The sequence below is a fragment of the Lentzea jiangxiensis genome (genome assembly GCF_900104175.1).
Classification (GTDB): Bacteria; Actinomycetota; Actinomycetes; order Mycobacteriales; family Pseudonocardiaceae; genus Lentzea; species Lentzea jiangxiensis.
Genome location: NZ_FNIX01000036.1, coordinates 16031 through 30735, shown reverse-complemented (window position 1 = coordinate 30735; position 14705 = coordinate 16031). Strand labels below are relative to the sequence as shown.

General features: G+C 65.2%; 11 protein-coding genes and 3 pseudogenes. 5 read left to right on the top strand and 9 right to left on the bottom strand.

The window, feature by feature from the left end:
- Nucleotides 1–396 (top strand): IS3 family transposase (locus BLQ91_RS38725; protein WP_143023077.1); only part of this gene is annotated, 396 nt, incomplete at its 5' end.
- Nucleotides 397–1139: 743 nt separating this feature from the next.
- Here the strand turns inward: BLQ91_RS38725 and BLQ91_RS38720 are convergent.
- The 3 genes from BLQ91_RS38720 to BLQ91_RS38710 all read right to left on the bottom strand — a co-directional run bounded on the left by BLQ91_RS38720 (nucleotide 1140) and on the right by BLQ91_RS38710 (nucleotide 5297).
- Nucleotides 1140–1562, bottom strand: a complete 423-nt coding sequence (locus BLQ91_RS38720) for a peptidase inhibitor family I36 protein (protein WP_143023076.1) — start codon at nucleotides 1560–1562, stop codon at nucleotides 1140–1142.
- Nucleotides 1563–1915: 353 nt separating this feature from the next.
- Entirely contained in the window at nucleotides 1916–2287 is a 372-nt protein-coding gene (locus BLQ91_RS38715) for a hypothetical protein (protein WP_143023075.1), read from the bottom strand.
- A 175-nt stretch (nucleotides 2288–2462) separates the two neighbouring features.
- Nucleotides 2463–5297: an AfsR/SARP family transcriptional regulator gene (locus tag BLQ91_RS38710; protein WP_090105442.1), complete on the bottom strand. Its 2835-nt coding sequence runs from the start codon at nucleotides 5295–5297 to the stop codon at nucleotides 2463–2465.
- 272 nt (nucleotides 5298–5569) lie between these two features.
- On the opposite strand from BLQ91_RS38710, the pseudogene BLQ91_RS38705 reads away from it, so the two are divergent.
- Together BLQ91_RS38705 and BLQ91_RS43945 are read left to right on the top strand one after the other, a co-directional pair.
- Nucleotides 5570–7103 (top strand): annotated as a pseudogene (locus BLQ91_RS38705) (ISL3 family transposase).
- 61 nt (nucleotides 7104–7164) lie between these two features.
- Nucleotides 7165–7350, top strand: a pseudogene (locus tag BLQ91_RS43945) (IS256 family transposase); the annotation flags it as partial.
- Between the two features lie 340 nt (nucleotides 7351–7690).
- Here the strand turns inward: BLQ91_RS43945 and BLQ91_RS40875 are convergent.
- The 4 genes and pseudogenes from BLQ91_RS40875 to BLQ91_RS43935 form a co-directional block, all read right to left on the bottom strand.
- Nucleotides 7691–8146, bottom strand: coding sequence for a hypothetical protein (locus BLQ91_RS40875; RefSeq protein WP_143023074.1), 456 nt, complete (start codon nucleotides 8144–8146; stop codon nucleotides 7691–7693).
- Nucleotides 8147–8951: 805 nt separating this feature from the next.
- On the bottom strand, nucleotides 8952–9722 hold the full coding sequence (locus tag BLQ91_RS38690) for an IS630 family transposase (RefSeq protein ID WP_281199893.1): 771 nt from the start codon (nucleotides 9720–9722) through the stop codon (nucleotides 8952–8954).
- A gap of 57 nt (nucleotides 9723–9779) precedes the next feature.
- Nucleotides 9780–10007: an IS3 family transposase gene (locus BLQ91_RS43940; RefSeq protein WP_425412580.1), complete on the bottom strand. Its 228-nt coding sequence runs from the start codon at nucleotides 10005–10007 to the stop codon at nucleotides 9780–9782.
- 153 nt (nucleotides 10008–10160) lie between these two features.
- Nucleotides 10161–10640 (bottom strand): annotated as a pseudogene (locus BLQ91_RS43935) (IS3 family transposase); the annotation flags it as partial.
- Between the two features lie 239 nt (nucleotides 10641–10879).
- On the opposite strand from BLQ91_RS43935, the gene BLQ91_RS38680 reads away from it, so the two are divergent.
- Nucleotides 10880–11757 (top strand): IS5 family transposase gene (locus BLQ91_RS38680; RefSeq protein WP_176960196.1). Its coding sequence is split into 2 segments (ribosomal slippage): nucleotides 10880–11270 and nucleotides 11270–11757, totalling 879 coding nucleotides; the frame shifts between segments, so codons are not numbered across the junction.
- A gap of 112 nt (nucleotides 11758–11869) precedes the next feature.
- Nucleotides 11870–13117 carry an NF041680 family putative transposase gene (locus BLQ91_RS38675; RefSeq protein WP_245734290.1) on the top strand — a complete coding sequence of 416 codons (1248 nt, stop codon included), beginning with the start codon at nucleotides 11870–11872 and terminating at the stop codon, nucleotides 13115–13117.
- Between the two features lie 162 nt (nucleotides 13118–13279).
- Here BLQ91_RS38675 and BLQ91_RS40870 read toward each other — a convergent pair whose 3' ends face one another.
- Together BLQ91_RS40870 and BLQ91_RS40865 are read right to left on the bottom strand one after the other, a co-directional pair.
- Nucleotides 13280–13615, bottom strand: coding sequence for a hypothetical protein (locus tag BLQ91_RS40870; RefSeq protein ID WP_143023072.1), 336 nt, complete (start codon nucleotides 13613–13615; stop codon nucleotides 13280–13282).
- 651 nt (nucleotides 13616–14266) lie between these two features.
- Nucleotides 14267–14683 carry a terpene synthase family protein gene (locus BLQ91_RS40865; RefSeq protein ID WP_143023071.1) on the bottom strand — a complete coding sequence of 139 codons (417 nt, stop codon included), beginning with the start codon at nucleotides 14681–14683 and terminating at the stop codon, nucleotides 14267–14269.
- Nucleotides 14684–14705: the final 22 nt, after the last annotated feature.

Genomic DNA, 14705 nt, shown 5'->3' with positions numbered 1-14705 from the left:
GACTCCACACAGGACTCAACCCTGGTCGTCAACGCGCTCGATATGGCCATTCGCAACCGGCGCCCCGCGCCCGGCGGCATCGTCCACGCCGATCACGGCACCCAGTTCACCTCCTGGGTCTTCGGCGACAAGATCCGCTCAGCCGGTCTGCTGCCATCCTTCGGAAGCGTCGGCGACGGCCTCGACAACGCGATGATGGAATCCTTCTGGTCATCGATGCAGATCGAGCTACTGAACCGTCAACGATGGAAGACCCGCGTCGAGCTGGCCAACGCGATCTTCGACTACATCGAGATCTTCCACAACCGCCGCCGACGGCACACCGCCCTCGGCCACCTCACCCCAATCGAGTACGAACTACGCTCTGACCACAACACCGCCACCGCTGCCAGTTAGCCACAACGACTGGAACCCTTCCGGTGGGGCAGGTCAAGATGTCACCTAACGGTGCAGCAGACCCGTCCCTCGGATCCAGTCCGCGGTCGTTCATGCGAATCCGCAGAGCGCGTGCGATCGACAGGAGAGTGGGGTCGGTGAACGAGACGTCTGCGTCTTGAGGACTTGCACCTGCCGAGACATCCGCCAGCGGGGTGCGCACCGCCCTCTCCACTCCGTTGAGAACTTCGCCGGCCGTAAGGCTCTTCCTCGCCGTGTCGAGAGTCGACTTGATCTCGCTGACGAAGTCAGCCTCGCTAACGGCATTCCCTCTTGTTGATCGATGATCGCGGTACGTGCCGCCGCCCTGGCCGGGCCTTGGGAAGGGCGCTACCCTGCGCGAGATCGTTGTGCGGAGGGCCGGACCTCGGGCGGGAGTACCAAAGGATAGGAACAGGGCTGACCAGAGGATTTGTAGCGGCAGCCGGGTGGTCGAGTGCCGGTTCGAACTCCAGTCGTCGGAGTGAGTGGTCCTAGGCGGTGGGCGGAGCGTAACGAGCCGTCCACCGCCTACGTGCCGCTCGACTGGCGGTGCGTCTCGCAAGGCCAGGACCGAGCCGTCCGATAGCCAGAAGGAACGCGAACGCGATGCACCCTGCGTCAGGCTCGATCTCGGCAGGACGCAAACCCGAAACATGCTCCACGTGCTTGGCGGTCACGGGTTCGCTTGAGGCGACAGCGCCACGCACCTGGGTGTACTCAGTTCAGTTCGGTTGGCCGATTGCTGTCGCGCCGTCGCAGCTTGAGATTGCGCTGCGAGCCTGGCGCAGCGACGACATCTTGTCCCCGAACGAGACGTCGTTCATGTTGGTCAGGTGGGAGTTGGGTCGCACACACAGCTTCCTCCCCAAGCGGTTCTTGTTCTCGTAGATGACCCAGTACGTGCTCGTCTTGTTCACAAAGCTGCTCGCCTTGTCTTCGAAACCCAGGTCGTCGAGGTCGTCGCTGCCCTCGCCGTTGGTGAAGTCGATGAACCGGTCGCGGTAGCCATTGTCGTCCCAGAACGTGATGTAGCCGGAGTTACCTGGCAGCGCGGCGGGCGCGGCTGCCGCCGTGACGGGCATCGCCACGCCGAGAGTTCCAGCAACACATACCGCCATTACCAGTCCGTACTTCAATTTCTGCATCGTGACTCCTCGTTCTAATCGTGGTGTCGTTCTGCGGCTCGTTTGCCGCGATTTCTCAGATGTAGTAGTGATGTGGCGTTGTCCGACGCCGAGGGCTGGGCGCTGGACAGCAACTTGCTTGGACGTCTGAACCCGCTGTCGAACTCGATCTCCTGCAGGGGTTCTGATCATCGCGGTGTTGGTAGCGCAACCACTGCCTGCTTAACCCTCTTGACAGCGCAACGCTGGTTCGCGACTTTCAGGAGCGTGACGAGGCCGACCGGCTCTCCGAGATCCCACTTGATCTGGTGCGGCTGAGGAGAAACGGTTGGCCCACACGCGGAGGCGATTGGGCGTAGACCGTTCGCGTCAGCTCAGCAGCGGCCCTCGTACGTCATGCTGCGGACAGCTACGAACCCGGTCGTCTTCCCTCCGAAGATCGTCTGCCCGGGAGCCACACACGGATGCTGATCAGGAGCGTTCCTGAGATCGATCTTGATCTTCTGCGATCGCATGGGAATTCGCTCGCAGTTCTTGTAGTACATGTAGTAGGCGTACACGCCCGGCGTCTCTTCCTCGCGCTTCTCGTACGAGTATCCGATAGGAGCCGGAAAGTCGGAGCAGCTCACGGTAACGGTAATGGATGACGACGTGCCGGCCGACTGGTCCGCAACGCCCGTTCCAGGGGCGACGACCGCGCACCCGAGCACAGCCAGCCCAACCGCAAGTGACCGCGTTGCCTTCATTTGTTCTCCTGGAGTCTCGAAGTGACCATTGCCGTTCTCGACTGTGCAGGACCGACCGTGAAGACTTCTCACAGGTTTTCTGTACGGCGCTGGTCGAGCCGCTGCGTCCGGTGGCAGGGCGGATCCGAAACGAAGGCGGGTCGCGTGTCAGTCGCGATGCCTCGGCTCTGTCAGGTCAGTGCTGGTTCACCAGGCGCTCGAAGAGTCGTCGCTGCACGCGTTCGGCGTCGTCATGGCGGCCTTGTTCCCGCAAGAGTTCCAGGGCTTCCCGCCAGGCTGTGGCGGCCTGCTCGTGCTGGCCGAGGGCGGTGTGGGGATGACCGAGGTGCTCGAGGGTGCTGGCGACCTGCACGCTGTTGCCCAGCGCGCGGAACAGGGTGAGAGCTCTCTCGTACTGGTGGATCGCCTGCCGGTGGTGGCCGGTGTGGTGGTCGATCCATCCGAGGCTGTCCAGCGCGTCGGCCTCGCCTTCGCGATTGGCGTGGTGGCGGTGCAGGGCGAGGGCGGCTCGGCAGTGATCGCGGCCGGTGTCGTAATCGCCCAGCAGGCTGGCGTACCAGCCCACTCTGTTGAGCGTGTCGGCCTCGTGCAGTGGCTCGTCGAGGGCGCGGTAGAGCTCCATGGCGCGGCGGGCGTGCTCCATGGCCCGTCCGTCGTCCCCCGAGCGTGCCCAGGCCTGGGACAGCGCCTCGTGGCTGTAGGCCTGCTGGATGGGATCGGGGTCGTCTTCGGCCAAGGCGAGAGCCTGGCTCAGGTGGTCGATGGCCTGCCTGTGCTGTCCCAGCTCGGAGTGGGCGAGGCCGAGCCGCCGGTGGATGCGCTCGCGGGTGTTGGGGTCGGGCAGGTGCTCGATGACGTGAGCGGCGGCTTGCCACATGGCCAGCTCGACGTGGCGGTGCCCCCGTCGGAGGTGGTGGGTGCTCAGCGTCCAGGCCAGGTGCCACACGGCTTGCGGACGGTCTTGGGCGGTCGCCGTGTGCTGGGCGGCGATCAGGTGAGGATGGTGGGTGTCCAGCCAGGCCAGGGCGGCCGAGGCGTCGGACAGCGCCTGGGAGTGTGCATCGGAGCTGGGCTGGTCGAGCGCAATGGGCGCTCGACGGGGGTTCAGGATGCGGTCTGCGGTGTAGGCGGTGTGCAGGTAGAAGTCCACCGCCCGCTGCAGCGCCGCCCGCCGCGTCGGCTCCGGCAGGTCGTTGCGCGCCGTGAGTACGGCGTAGGCGCGAATCAGGTCGTGCATCAGGTAGCGCCCGCCGGATGCGGGGATGACGAGGGAGGCGTCGGCCAACCGGTGCAGCAGGGCGCGCGTGTCGCACACGGGCAACCCGGTGAGGCTGGCCGCGGCGGGAAGATCGATGTCCGGTCCAGGGGCGATCCCTAGCAACGCGAACGCGGCGCGTTCCCGGTCGGTGAGGTGGCGCAGAGACCAGGACAGCACCGTTGGCAGGCTGGTGCTGGGGTCGTCGGAGTCCAAGGCGTCCAGACCGAGTTCGCGCAGTTCGGTCACGATGTCATCGAGGAGGTGAGCGTCCGTGCGGATGCGGGCGGCAACCAAACCGACCACGAGCGGGAAACCACCGCACTGGGCGACCAGCTCGGTGACCTGCGCGGCAGCAGTGCCGCCGTGGACGTCGTCGAGTGCCGCGTCGATCACGGTGCGGGCTTCGGCGGCGCTCAGCAGGCCGACCTGGACCGGCTCGGCGCCGTGGCGGGTGAGCAGCGCGGAGAGCCGGTTCCGGCTGGTGATCAGGACGGTGCAGCCGGTACCGCCGGGCAGCAGCGGCACGACCTGGTCCGCGGTGACGGCGTTGTCCAGCAGCACCAGCATCCGCTTGCCGGCCGTGCGCGTGCGGAAGAACGCGGCGCGGGCATCGAGGTCCTGAGGCTGGTGGTCGCGGTCGACGCCGAGGGCGGCCAGGAAGTCGGCCAGCACGTCGAGGGCCTGTCGGGGTTCGCCCACGTCGAAGCCGCGCAGATCCACCGACAGGTGCCCGTCGGGAAAGTGGTGCAGGTTGCGGTGCGCCCAGATCAGCGCGAGCCAGGTCTTGCCGATGCCACCGGCACCGGAGATCACCACCGTCGTCTTCTGACCCCGCCCGTCGTCCCGCGATGGGGAGCCGTCGGGGGTCGGCAGGGCACGGTCGAGAGCGGCCAGTTGGGCCACACGACCGGTGAACGACTTCGGTTCGGTCGGCAGCTGGGCGGGCGCGAACGATGATCTGCCGGCGGTGGCCGTGGGCAGGACAGGATCGGAGGTGAGGATCCGCCGGTGCAGATCCTGCAGCGCGTCGCCGGGATCGATGCCCAGCTCGTCCACCAGCCGTTCCCGCAACCGCCGGTAGTGCTCCAGCGCGTCGCCGGTGCGCCCGGCCTGGTGCAGAGCCACCAGGCACTGGCCGGCGATCCGCTCGTCCAGCGGGTGTTCGGCGGCCCGTGCGGTCAGCTCGGCCACGAGGCCGCTGCCCCCGCCCAGACGCAGCCGGGCGTCGGTCAAGTCATGCTGCACGGCCAGACGCTCCAGCGCGAGGCGATCTCGTTCGACCTCCGCCCATGCGCAGTCCACGCCTGTTAACGCGTGTCCGCGCCACAACAGCAGTGCATCGGTCAGCAGCCGTGCGGTCCGCTCGTCGTCGGCTTCCGCGGCGGCAGTGGCTCGCAGGTCGCGGAACCGGTGCAGGTCCACCACCGACTCAACGGTGTCCGCCACCAAGGCGTAACCGCCCGCCCGGCGCACGATGGCCAAGCCGTTCGCGGAGGCCAAGGCCCGCCGCAATCGGGAGATGTAGTTGTGCAGCGTCGCCCGCGCCCGCGGCGCCGCGTCCACGCCCCAGACCCGTTCGACCAGCCTGTCCACCGGCACGACCTGTCCGGTGTCAACCGCCAAAGCCGCCAGCACACATCGCTGCCTGGGGGTGCCCAGGTCCACCGAGCGCCTGTCGATCTCGACACCGACCTCGCCCAACAGGCGCACCACGACCGCGACCGCCACACCCACCGCTCTCTTCGAACGCATTCGAGACAACGGGTATAGCGGGTTGAACAGCGCGGTGCAGAAAACCTTGCAGCCGGTTCACCCGATCGGTCGTGCATCACTACCGCGACCCCCCGTCCCAGGACCGGAGAGCGAGGTGCTGAGCACCCTGGTCACTAACGACTACCGCGCAGAACTGTGGAGGCACGACTCCAGTGGGTCGGCGCGCTTGCGCCTGCATTGGAACTGTAAAACGAGCGGCTCTGGCTCGTAATCGGTGGTGACGGCGAGTAGCTGTTCGTAATCATGATCTTGTGATGACTGTCGATTCCCTTGTGGGGACGGTGTTCTCTGGACTGTCAGCGTGGTCATCGAGGGCGTGACAGAGGGCGCCGGGATGGTGGTGGTCACGGCTCGTGCTCGGGCTAAGGTCGTGTCGTGTCCGGTCTGCGGGACCGAGACAGCGAAAGTGCACGGGTATCACCACCGGACGGTGAAGGATGTGCCGGTCGATGGCCGCCAGGTCGTCGTCCGTCTGCGCATGCGGCGGCTGGTCTGTCCGGCTCGGAACTGCTCGCGGCAGACGTTCCGGGAACAGATTCCCGGACTGCTGCAACGCCATCAGCGCCGCACGGTGCGGCTTGTCGAGCAGATCTCCCAGGTGGCGCGAGAACTGGGTGGCCGGGCGGCGGCACGCCTGGCCGGACTGCTCGCCATACCCGTGTCCCGCAGCACCGCGTTGCGGCGTCTGCGGTGCCTGCCGTTGCCCGAGCTGACGGTGCCGCGGGTGATCGGTGTGGACGACTTCGCCCTGCGCCGCCGCTACCGCTACGCCACGATCATCATCGATGCCGAGACCGGCCGGCGTGTCGCGGTCCTGCCCGGTCGCGACGCGGCCACCCTGGAGTCGTGGCTGCGTGAGCACCCCGGTGTCGAGGTCGTGTGCCGGGACGCTCGGCAACCTACGCCGAAGCCGTCCGCCGGGCACTGCCCAAAGCGGTGCAGGTCAGCGACCGATGGCACCTGTGGCGCAATCTCTGCGCCAAGGTACTGCTCGAGGTCCGCGCGCACGCCGGATGCTGGGCCACAATCAACCCGCCCCGCCCCGGCGGCGTTCACGAGCAGACCACTCGCGACCGCTGGAACAAGATCCACGATCTACTCGGTCACGGGGTCGGGCTGCTCGACTGCGCCCGCCGCCTCAACCTGGCCCTGAACACCGTTAAACGCTACGCCCGCATGCCCGAACCCCAGGTTCTTCGCATCACCCCGACCTACCGCCCCACCCTGGTCGGCTCTTACCGTGACCACCTGCGCGCCCGCCGCGCGGCCGATCCTGCGGTTCCCGTCACCCGGCTGCTCACAGAGATCCGCGAACTGGGCTACACCGGCAGCGCCAACCTGCTGGTCCGCTACCTCAACCAGGGCCGAGCCGACGGCGACCGCCCCGTCACGACAGCCCGCCACGTCAGCCGCCTTCTACTCACCAAACCCGGCAACCTGCACCCGAACGAGACACCGTTGCTGCAGAAGATCACCGCTTCCTGCCCCGAGATGACCGCACTCGCCAGCCTGATACGCGGCTTCGCCGCGCTACTGACACCGGCCGAGGGCAACGACGTGAAGCTCACCGAGTGGATCACACAGGTCCGCTCCGTCGATCTGCCGCATATACGCAGTCTCACCAACGGCATCGAGATCGACCGGTCCGCCGTGGACAGTGCGGTCACCCTGCCCTACCACAACGGACGAACCGAAGGCGTCAACACCCGCACCAAAAGGATCATGAGACAGATGCACGGACGCGCAGGATTCGATCTTCGCCGCCACCGCATCCTTCTGCCCTGACGGCCACTCGCTGTTACCACCGATTACGAGCCAGAGCCGCTCGTTGTGTTTGACAGACCCATTAGTGAGCAATGCCAAGGCCAGCGGGCTGCAGCTGATCGGTGAGTGCGGGATGCTGCAGCAGCTGACCAAGCGGCTGCAGGAGTCCGCGCTCGAGGGCGAGATCACCGGGCACCTCGGCTATGACAAGCACGACCCGGCCGGGCGCGGGACCGGTAACCCCCGCAACGACACCCGTCCGCTTACGCGCCCGGTCAGATGGCGACGGAGGCGTTGGAGGCCGATCGCGCCGCAGCACTGCGCATTGAGTCCGGAACGGATGGCGGGGTGCGCGACGGCGATATCGCGCACTGAGGAGATCGGCACACACCGCACGCGGATACGGCGTGTGCCGAGCGGGGCGGCTGCAACTGTTCCACTTCGTAAGGAGCAGACCGCTCGGGCAGAGTGACCGTGATGTAGAAAAGATTCGCCCACGATCAGTCCTGCAGCGAACGAGAATACCGATGCGCTCGACAGTTCGAAACGCACCGGCCACACACCGTTCAGGCACTCAAGCTTCGGCGTGCTTGCCCCTCACCGCCAACTCAACCGTGCTTGCGGCGCAGGCCGATCGACGCGGCCAAACCCACCCCAATCAGGATGAGACTACCGAGAAGCCACGGGAGAACCGAAACCAGAGAAGCCGTTGGCTTCGAGGTGGACGAGAAACCGGAGGTGGACAGACCATCTCGACGCGGCACGGTCGCAGCGACGGCCATTTCCTTCGCAAGGCCCTCTGATGCGGACCGCACAGACCCGCGGCCGTTCGGCGCTTCAGCAGGAGCGGTCACCAGGGTCGCCAGTGGATTGTTCTTCGGAATCATGACAAGCGTGGCAAGGGGCTTGCTGTCGCGCTCTGGCGTGTTGATCGTGAGAATCTGTCCTGCCTCCCTGCTGGCATATGGAGATTTGGACGCCTCTGCCGCAGTGATGAATCCCATTGCAGTCAGCGCGATTATGGTGAGCATTGTCATTGTTTTGCTGATCTTGCCTACCGTCATATTATCCTCTTCTCTATTGTCGTGTCGGGGGACGCGGAACTCTGCCTATCATTTCCAACGTCAATCGACTTCGTTTCACTGAATCAAGACGGTTTGACGTACTCCTCTTCGGTCGATCAGCCTTGTAAAGCAAGCGCGTGATTACGTTTCTCATGCGAATGTGGGTGCCGTGCAAACCAGTATGGGATCGATTTTTCATAGAACTTGGCTTGACTCTGGGAGCCTATGCTCTAGCGGTGCCACGAATTCGACAGAAGCGAACGGGCTGGCGTCATCAATCAGCATCGGTGCGACCAGGAAGATAAGCCGCTGTTGAGGCGCTCAACGAACGCAGTCAGCTACTAGGTATCATCAACCAGCTTGTGAGATTCGGCGAAGTCCCGCCCGGAGTCGGGATCGAGGACACCGACGCTCTGGTCATCGTGGATTCCGCTCTGCGGATCACCGGGTTTCTCCTTCTCGTAACGTGGATCAAGTCCACCGCATCGGCAGGCTGTGAACCACGCAGAACAGTACGCAGAACTGACCGGCAGTTCTCGGCTCGTTCAGGAGGTCCGCCGCTGATGCGCGACACTTCGCGTCGATCGTTGCTGCAGCGTACGCCTGGGTCTGGTGGAGGCCGTGAGATCGACGCCTCGAGTGAGTAAGCGCACGGCGAGCTTCGCGCCGTTGTTACGGAAAGCGGCTCGGGTGTTGTGCCAGTGGATGTAGGCGCCGATGGCGGCGTTTTGCTCGATGTGACTGCGGTGGTCAGTGCCGCCGAGGGAGAAGTAGCGCAGGGCGGCGAACTCGGCCTAGTGCTGCGTCACGCAATCTTAGCCGGGTAATGGGTCCAGGTGCGGATGGGTGAGTCGGTGGCCAAGCCGGTCTTGGGTCGGGCTCGGGCGTTGCGCCAGCGGATGTAGGCGGCGATTGCGGCGTTCTGCTCAGTGTGGCTGCGGTGGTCGGTGCCGTTGAGGGCGAAGTAGCGCAGGGCGGTGAACTCGGCCTCGATCCAGTTCAACCAGCTGGAGTAGGTCGGCAGGAACACCAGCTCGACGTCGTTGGCGGCGGCCCAGTCCAGGACGTCGGGGTGGCGGTGCGGCGAGAAGTTGTCGGCCACGATGTAGAGCTTCTGTTCGGGCCACCTGGCGCGTAGGGCCTTGACGAGGTCGAGGAACTCGACGTGGCGTTTGCGGCGCCGGATGCGGTAGTGGATCTTCCCGGTGGTCAGGTCGAGTGCGGCGAGCATGTGCATCACGCCGTGCCGGCGGTTGTAGGTGGCCCGTAGTCGGCGCGGTGACCCGGCGGGTCGCCAGGCTTTGCCCTTGCGGGGCATCAGGTTCAGTGGTCCGAACTCGTCGACGCAGATCACCCGCCCGTTGTCGGGCGGGTGATCGTAGAGGTCCAGGATCCGGTGCATCTTGGTCATGAAGTCCGGGTCGGCGGAGGCTTTCCAGGTGGAGGTGCTCTGCCAGGACACCCCGCCGGCGCGCAGGATGCGGCGCAGGGTCTCCCGGCTGATCGCCGCGACGGTGTCGCGGTCGAGCAGGTGGTCGCGCAGCTTGGACAGTGACCAGGTGGAGAACGCGGTGATGCCCCAGGAGGCGGGGGACGTCCGGGCTGAGGTTCCCCCGATAACTCGGAGGGTTGGTTACCTGGCTCCGGTTGGGGATGCCGGGATGATAGATGGCTCGAGTTGATCGGTGTGCCAGGCGGCTTCGTACTCGTCGGGGCTGAGCCAGCCGAGCTCTTTCTGGATGCGCTGGGTGTTGTACCAGGCGTCGATGTAGCTGAAGATCGCGTTCTCGGCCTCGTCGCGGGTGCGCCAGGAGTTGCGGTACACGAGTTCGATCTTCAGTGTGGAGAAGAAGTTCTCCATCAGCGCGTTGTCGTAGGAGTCGCCGACTGAGCCCATTGACGGCAGGATTCCGTTGTCCGCCAGGCGTTGTGCGAAGCGGATCGAGGTGTAGGTCGAGCCGCGGTCGCTGTGGTGGATCAGCTGTCCGTCGCGCTCGTGGCCGCGCATCAGCCGCTCGACCCGTTTGCGCGACACCCGTATCCCGCGGCGGCGCAGTGTGGCGTGCACCCGCGGGCTGCCGTAGGTACCGCCGGAGGTGGTGTGGATGTCCACGATCTCGGCGACTAACTCCTTGTCCTGACGCTGCCGCGGCGCCGGGTTTGCCTGGCGCTGGACCCAGCCGTAGTAGGTGGAGGAGGCGATACCGAGGACCCGGAGGATGGGCTCGACCCCGAAGCGGCCGCGAAGCCGTGTCACGAGCTTCACGACCGTCGCCGGGTCGGGTCGGGTTCCGAGGCGAAAAGCGCTCGCGGCCTTGAGGATCTCGTTGGCGCGCTTGAGTTCCGCGTTCTCCCGCCGAAGCCTGCACAGCTCCTCCGACTCGCTGGTCGTCGGCCGGTCGTTCCGCTCGCCGCGGTCGGCCTCGTCCTGCCGAATCCAGTTGCGCAGTGCTTCGTGATGCACCCCGAGCTGCTCGGCCAGCCGGCGGATCACCGGCTTCGGATCCGACTCCCACTACAGCCGGACCGCGCGAGCCCTCAGCTCGTCGGGGTACTTCTTCGGTGCTGCCACGGACGACTCCCTTCAGGCCCTATCGGACCATGCATGAAAGTCTCCGAGCTACCGGGGGAACCTCACGGCGTGTCGCTGACCAAGAATGAGCGAGGCCTCCGGTAAAGGGTTTATCGACCAAGAAAAACCTGAACACCGGAGACCTCGTGGACACCCTAGCGGTGGCGAGGCGGTTCGACCTGACCGACGCGCAGTGGCAACGGCTCGAGCCGTTGCTGCCTGTGCCGTCGCGGTCGGGAAGGCCGTCGTTGTGGAACAAGCGGGAATTGATCGACGGGATCCGGTGGCGGGTGCGCACCGGCGTGCCGTGGCGGGACATGCCGACGGAGTACGGATCATGGGCGGCGGCGTGTGGGTTGTTCCGGCGCTGGCAACGCTCTGGTGCCTGGCAGCGACTCCTGATCACGCTGCAAGCCTTGGCGGACGCGGCTGGGCGGATCACCTGGGATGTCAGTGTGGACTCCACGATCGCGCGGGCGCATCAGCATGCCGCTGGTGCGCGGAAAAGGGGGATCTGCAGGCCGAACCACCGGGCGGGGTCACCACGGAGCCTGATGATCACGCACTGGGCCGCTCGCGGGGCGGGCTGACCACGAAGCTGCATCTGAGTTGCGAGCAGGGGCAGAAACCGTTGTCGATCGTGCTGACCGGCGGTCAGCGGGGCGACAGTCCGCAGTTCATCCCGGTGCTGCGGAGCATCCGGGTGCCACGGCTGACCGGTGGCCGGGCACGGTCTCGTCCTGACCGCGTGCTGGCGGACAAGGCCTACACCTCGAAAGCCAACCGGGAACATCTGCGCGGACGTGGGATCCGGGCGACCATCCCGAGCAAGGCCGACCAGGACGCCCACCGCAAGGCCAAAGGGTCGAAGGGCGGGCGGCCACCGGCCGTCGACCCCGAGACCTACAAACAGCGCCACGCCGTCGAGTGCGGCATCAACCGGCTCAAACGCCACCGCGCGGTGGCCACCCGCTACGACAAACTCGCCGTCCGCTACGAAGCCACCGTCCACATCGCCGCAATCAACGAGTGGCGCTAAGCTTGAGTTTTAAGGTCTCGGCGTCCGATGTGACACCTGCTTGATCATGAGCGAAGCCCTTGGTTGATCATTCCTTCTTGCGACAGAGGGAAGATCACGACCAAGGGCTTCGATGATCAGTGTGCACCACACCAGCGCGGCTGATGCGCTGGGGTACCTGAACCGGTTCCGCCACGAGTACTACCAATGCTTGACCACACGGGCGGACGCGTTGTTCGAGTTGGCCGACGCGGCACTGTGCACGGACGGGCCGGTGACCTCGTTGGTCGAATTGTCCCTGGCCACCGAACACCGACGTGGCCATGGCTCCCTGTACGACGGCCTGAACTCCGGCCGGATCGACATCACCCGATTCCGCAATGTCATTGCCCGCCAGGCCATTCCCCGCTGCGACGGGCGGATCGTGCTGGCGATCGATGTCAGCCACTGGTTACGTCCGGACGCCAACACCAGCCCGCAGCGGATGTTCTGCCACACCTACGGCCGAGGAAAGGGCCAAGCCCAGATGATCCCCGGCTGGCCCTACTCCTTCATCGCCGCGCTGGAACCCGGCCGCAGCTCCTGGACCGCGCTGCTGGACGCCATGCGGGTCGGCCCAGACGATGACCGCACCGACCTGACCGCGGCCCAGCTGCGCGACGTGGTGCACCGGCTGATCATCGCCGGACACTGGCAGACCGGCGACCCGGAGATCTGGATCGTCGCCGACAGCGGCTACGACGGCGTCCGGCTGGCATTCCTGCTGGCAGACCTCCCGGTCGCGATCCTGGTCCGGCTGCGCTCCGATCGGGTCCTACGTTCTCCCGCTCCGGCCCGAGCCCCCGGCACACGCGGGCGTCCCATCCGTCACGGAGCCCGGTTCGAGTTCACCAACCCGGCCGGCTGGCCGGCCCCGGCACAGTCCACAACCACCGACACCACTCGCTACGGCGCGGCACACGCCCAGTCCTGGGACCGCCTGCACACCAAGCTGGCCCGGGTCGGCGCCTGGGCCGGGCACGAGGACGAGCTACCCATCGTGGAAGGCACCGTGATCCAGTTGGACGTGCAACGTCTGCCCGGCACCGCTACCCCAAAACCCCTGTGGCTCTGGCACTCCAGCACCACCCAGCAAGAGGTCACCGCAGCACAAATGAACCGGTTGTGGCAGACGTTCCTGCGCCGATTCGACCTGGAACACACATTCCGGTTCTTCAAGCAGACCCTGGGCTGGACCCGGCCCCGCATCCGTGACCCGCGGGCAGCGGATCGCTGGACCTGGCTGATGATCGCCGCCTACACCCAGCTTCGATCCGGCCGGTCTCTCGTGGAGGACCGGCGCCGTCCCTGGGACGCGCACCGGCCACACCCGCCCGGTTGACCCCCGCCCGCGTCCGTCGAGGATTTCGTGCGGTCCGGCCGATGATCGCCTCGCCCGCGAACGCACCGAAATCCTGCCGCCCCGGTCCCGGACGTCCAGCCGGGTCACGAAACCGGCTACCGGCACAACATCATGAGCCCGGCAGGACCTCGGCAACGGACATCAAAGGTTAAAACTCAAGCTTAGCGCGTGGACAGGCGGTCGCCTTCCTCCCCCTGAGCGCCGATCAGCATGGACAGAAGGTCCGTGCCGTCCGCTCCTGTCTTTTGGCGGCCGAGATGGCGCGATGGAGCTTTCCATCAGCCTGTTGCGAGCTCGGCGATAACGTATGTTCAGCGGAAGCGACAGCTTCTTGATCGGGCCAGGCAGCAGCGATCGAACGAAAACACCGTCGAACAGAACAGTGAAATCGTCTTTCAGTTCGTCGATCTCGACGGAGGTAAATCGGTTCGCGAACAGGGTCGCAAACAGTGCACGAAACGCGATCTTCAGCGACACACCAAATGGGTCGATCAGACCTCCGGAGGGCCACGATCCCGTCGCCGCGATTATCTCATTCTGCACCTGAGGGGCGTAATTGCGGAGCTGAGCCCTGGAGAATGTCGACTGGACGAGCCGACGCTGTCGCCGATGTGCCACGTGCGGGCAGACCGCAAGCCCATCACCCATAAACTCCCTGGCCTGCTCGTGTATGAACCCACCTTATTCGAAAACGTCGTCTTTGATCAGCATCTGCTGTATCAAGTCAGCGTTGCACACTACGACGGCCTTCATCGGCCCCGGATTGATGTCCACCAGGTCACCATGAGCGGACAACGAACGCAATAACGCTCGCGGATCACGCGCGATCTTCAGAGGATGCCACAAGGCGGGAATCTTCCCGAAGCCGCGCCTCGCGCGTACTGGTGCGCAATGCAGCGCTCTCCTTCAGGACGGGTTTGACAGAGATCAGCGCCGCAACCGGGCAAACTGCTATCAATGACAGCGGCCTCTCAAAATCGATCTGCTAATTTGCCCTATTGATGGTTTCCATGCAACATGGGGCGCAGAGCATCGCTGACCTAGGTGACGACAGCGCGATATTCTCGGTCGTCAAGGTTCAGGTCGCGCAATGCTGTCGACAACTCGCTCTTCAGCTGGATGTAATTGTCAATACTGGCGGCGATCATCTGCTCGACAGCGGCTGTTGCATCCCCCTGTGAAGCAGTTCCGCCGGTCGGAGATCAAAATCAAGATGTTGTTGAGGTCGCCGCGCGCCAGCTCTTTCGGGTATGAACGGACGTCATTGTCCAGTACGACCACATCGGACACGATGGCACGCAAGTTCGTGAGATGCTCACTATAGAACGCGCGCTGAGGAACTTCGTATTCGCCAAGCACCTCGTTCAGGTGCAAAACGGGCTGAACTCCGATAGTGTCGGCCCGCAGGCTCAGGTACTCAGACACGGACAGCTCTACTGTTTTGTTTCGGTTCCGCACCTCGGCGATATGCCCGGCAAAGTACTTGGACCAACCGAACTCCCCCGTCGCACCCGCGATTGCTGGAGCTTCGAAAACAAACTCCACTGGACCCGCGATGTCCCCTACA

Bases quoted from the DNA above. Each gene is read 5' to 3' on its own strand.
- BLQ91_RS40875 (WP_143023074.1), bottom strand. From the start codon at position 8,146: ATGACGGTAGGCAAGATCAGCAAAACAATGACAATGCTCACCATAATC.
- BLQ91_RS38675 (WP_245734290.1), top strand. From the start codon at position 11,870: ATGATCAGTGTGCACCACACCAGCGCGGCTGATGCGCTGGGGTACCTG.
- BLQ91_RS43940 (WP_425412580.1), bottom strand. From the start codon at position 10,007: ATGGAGAACTTCTTCTCCACACTGAAGATCGAACTCGTGTACCGCAAC.
- BLQ91_RS38710 (WP_090105442.1), bottom strand. From the start codon at position 5,297: ATGCGTTCGAAGAGAGCGGTGGGTGTGGCGGTCGCGGTCGTGGTGCGC.
- BLQ91_RS38720 (WP_143023076.1), bottom strand. From the start codon at position 1,562: ATGCAGAAATTGAAGTACGGACTGGTAATGGCGGTATGTGTTGCTGGA.
- BLQ91_RS38715 (WP_143023075.1), bottom strand. From the start codon at position 2,287: ATGAAGGCAACGCGGTCACTTGCGGTTGGGCTGGCTGTGCTCGGGTGC.